The organism is Microbacterium sp. (genome assembly GCF_035554235.1).
Classification (GTDB): domain Bacteria; phylum Actinomycetota; class Actinomycetes; order Actinomycetales; family Microbacteriaceae; genus Microbacterium.
This window is the reverse complement of the sequence record NZ_DATMIO010000086.1, coordinates 1-3301: the sequence shown is the minus strand read 5'-3', so window position 1 is coordinate 3301 and position 3301 is coordinate 1. Positions and strand designations below refer to the sequence as shown.

Below are 3301 nucleotides of genomic sequence, written 5' to 3'. Positions count from 1 at the left end.
GACCGAGCCGGAGAAGCGGAACGCCATCCACGGCTTCCTGCTCTGGCAGCCGTGGGAGGCAGCCGAACGCGACGCCGATCGCGTCGTGATGGCGACCCATCTCTATCCGCGCGAGGGCTACCCGTTCATGCTGGGGATCCGGGTCTCCTACGAGCTCGGGCCCGATGGGCTCACGGTCGCTACCACTGCCGAGAACCTCGGCGGCCGTGCCGGTCCTTACGGACACGGCCAGCATCCCTACCTCTCGCCCGGCAGCGGTCAGATCGACGCCTGCACGCTGCAGCTGAGCGGCAGGACGCGGATCCTCACGGACTCCGAGCGGCAGCTGCCGACGGGCCGCGAACCCGTCGAAGGCACGGAGTTCGACTTCCTGGAGCCGCGAGACCTGGGCGAGGCTCGCATCGACCACGCGTTCACCGATCTCGTCCGTGACGACGACGGCCGGGCCTGGACCCGGCTCTGGGGCGCCGACGGGGGATGCGCGGAGCTCTGGGTCGATGACTCCTACGACTTCGTCGAGACCTATACAGGCGACACTCTCGCCCCCGACCGCGCACGGCGGGGTCTCGGGACCGAGCCAATGACCTGTCCGCCGAACGCCTTCGCCAGCGGAGACCACGTCATCCGGCTCGAGCCGGGTGAATCCGTGACCACAACCTGGGGGGTGCGGCTCTCTTGAACGCGCAGCCCGGTCGACATCGGGTGGTGATCGTGGGAGGCGGCTTCGGTGGCCTTTTCGCTGCGCGCGCCCTGCGGCGCGCGCCGGTTGATCTGACGGTCGTCGACCGGACGAACCATCATCTCTTTCAGCCGCTCCTCTACCAGGTGGCGACGGCCGTCCTGTCGGAGGGAGACATCGCACCGCCGACCCGGGAGGTGCTGCGGAGGCAGCAAAACGCACGGGTGCTGCTCGGTGAGGTCATGGACATCGACCTCACGGCGCGCGAGATGACAATCGAGACGGCCGGCGAGCGGGAGCGTCTTGCATACGACAGCCTGATCGTTGCGGCGGGAGCAGGACAGTCGTACTTCGGTCACGACGAGTTCGCCGCACACGCGCCCGGGATGAAGACGATTGATGACGCGCTCGAGGTGCGCGGACGCATCTTCGGCGCCTTCGAGATGGCCGAGCTCGAGAACGACGCCCAGCAACGGGCGACCTGGCTCACCTTCGCCGTGGTTGGGGCCGGCCCAACAGGCGTCGAGCTTGCCGGGCAGATCGCCGAGCTGTCCCGCCGGGCGCTGACGGGCAACTTTCGGAGCATCGATCCCGCCAGTGCCCGGATCATCGTGTTGGACGCCGGCGACGCGGTGCTGCCGTCCTTTCCAGGACGGCTCCAGCGCAGGGCGCGCCGCGATCTCGGGCGGCTGGGCGTCGAGGTGCGGCTCGGGACCATGGTCGTTGGCGTCGACGCCGATGGGCTCGACGTCTCGCTCGAGGACGGTTCGAGCTCCCGCATCGAAGCGAAGACGAAGATCTGGGCGGCCGGCGTCCAGGCATCACCTCTCGGTGCCCTCCTGGCTGAGCAGAGCGATGCCGAGGTCGATCGCGCCGGACGGGTCTCTGTGCGGCCGGACTGCACGCTTCCGGGCCACCCCGAGGTCTTCGTGGTCGGCGACATGATGGGCCTCGATCGCCTCCCCGGTTTGGCCGAAGTGGCGATGCAATCCGGCAGCCATGCTTCGCGCGCCATCGCTCGCCGCCTCAGCGGCGACACAGTCGAGCGCCCGTTTCGCTACCGCGATCTGGGGACGATGGCGACGATTGCACGGTTCCGCGCTCTGGCCTATTACCGTCGCCTTCGTCTCACCGGACTGGTCGCATGGCTGCTGTGGGCCTTCGTGCACCTGGCCTTCCTGACCGGGTTCAAGAATCGCGTCGCGGCGGTTGCGAGCTGGACCGTCGCCTTCGTCGGCCGCGGTCGCCCGCAGCGCACGATCACCGAGCGTCAGGTGTTCGCGCGAATGCGCGAGATCGAGGCCGCGGTCGCCGCTCGGCGATCGGGCAACGAGCGCGCGAAGCACCCGGTATGAGGGCTCGCGCACGCGCATGGCTGCGTGGCGCGCGCGCCTCGCTGGAAGGCGCCTGGCCGCGAGCCGCCGAGCGGATCCGCGCCTATGCCTGGCCCCTGTTCCAGCAGGCCGTTGCGGCGGCAGTCGCCTGGGTGATCGCCGTGCACATCGGTCACCACGGCCACCCGTTCTTCGCTCCGATCGCCGCGGTCGTCAGCCTGAACGCCCCGCTGGGCGAACGGGGCGGAAACACGCTGCGACTGTTGGAGGGCGTCGTCATCGGGATCCTCGTGGGCGAGCTCGCCGTCGGCACCCTCGGGTCGACCACGGGCGCGCTGTTGCTCGGCATCTGGGTCTCGACCCTCATTGCCCGGGCGCTCGGAGGGACGGCCGTGTCGGTCGCCCAGGCGGCGGCGGCCGCGATCCTGACGATCGCCATCGCCGACGGCCACGTCGGGCCCGACCGGTTGATCGATGCGTTGATCGGTGGCGGGGTCGCTCTCGTCTTCAGCCAGATCTTCTTTCCGCCCGAGCCGGTTCGCCTGCTGCGGCATGCCGAGGGCGAAGCGGTCAACGGCGTGGCGGATGCGCTCGATCTGACGGCGAACGCGATCGAGGACGATGACCCGGCGCTCCGCGAGCGTGCGCTCGACGGCGTTCGCCGCATCCGAGACCAGACGGTGGACCTCGCCCGAACCCGACGTGCGGGCCCGCGAGTAGCAAGCCGATCCACCACGCGATCGCAGCTGGATCCCGTCGTCGAGGAGACCGAGAACGCCGGCCAGCTTGACCTGCTCGCCAGCAGCTCCGTGGCGGTGATCCGCGGCGCGGCCGCGGGCGACCGAGACGGCATCAAGCTCGTGGCTCCGTCGATCCGGCAACTCGCGTCTGTGCTGCGCGAGCTGGCGCGGGACCCTGGGGACCGCACCAACCGCCAGCAGGCCGCCGATTCGGCCTTGAAGGTGGCGCGCGAGCTGCAAGCCGACGGGCGGGTGCGCGCCCCCGCCCTGGGCTCAGGGCTCGCCGCGATGATCGCCTCGGTTCGGGCGGTCGCGGCCGACACGATGATCTACGCGGGGATCGACCCGGACGAAGCGTCCGCGGCGATCGAGAGCGGGGATAGCGATCTCGAAGTGCGCAGTTCCCCTCCAGCGCGCCGCAGACCCTTCAAGCGCCCTCGGGTGCCATGGAAATGAAGGACGACCCTGGAGACTGGCGGGACGAGCTGGTGCGGCTCGACACCGCCATGTACTCGGCGATCGCCGGTACCCCCACGCCTTTGCTGGAC

At 69.9% G+C, this 3301-nt stretch carries 3 protein-coding genes; all 3 read left to right on the top strand.

Annotation, left to right across the window (positions count from 1 at the left end):
* On the top strand, nt 1-679 hold a 679-nt coding region (locus VNT50_RS04235), incomplete at its 5' end, for an aldose epimerase family protein (protein WP_325483855.1).
* A gap of 23 nt (nt 680-702) precedes the next feature.
* Nucleotides 703-2034 carry an NAD(P)/FAD-dependent oxidoreductase gene (locus tag VNT50_RS04230; RefSeq protein WP_325483854.1) on the top strand — a complete coding sequence of 444 codons (1332 nt, stop codon included), beginning with the start codon at nt 703-705 and terminating at the stop codon, nt 2032-2034.
* Nucleotides 2031-3209 (top strand): FUSC family protein, encoded by a 1179-nt coding sequence (locus VNT50_RS04225; RefSeq protein WP_325483853.1) that lies wholly within the window; start codon nt 2031-2033, stop codon nt 3207-3209. Before VNT50_RS04230 ends, VNT50_RS04225 begins: the two co-directional genes overlap by 4 nt.
* The last annotated feature ends 92 nt before the right edge of the window (nt 3210-3301 follow it).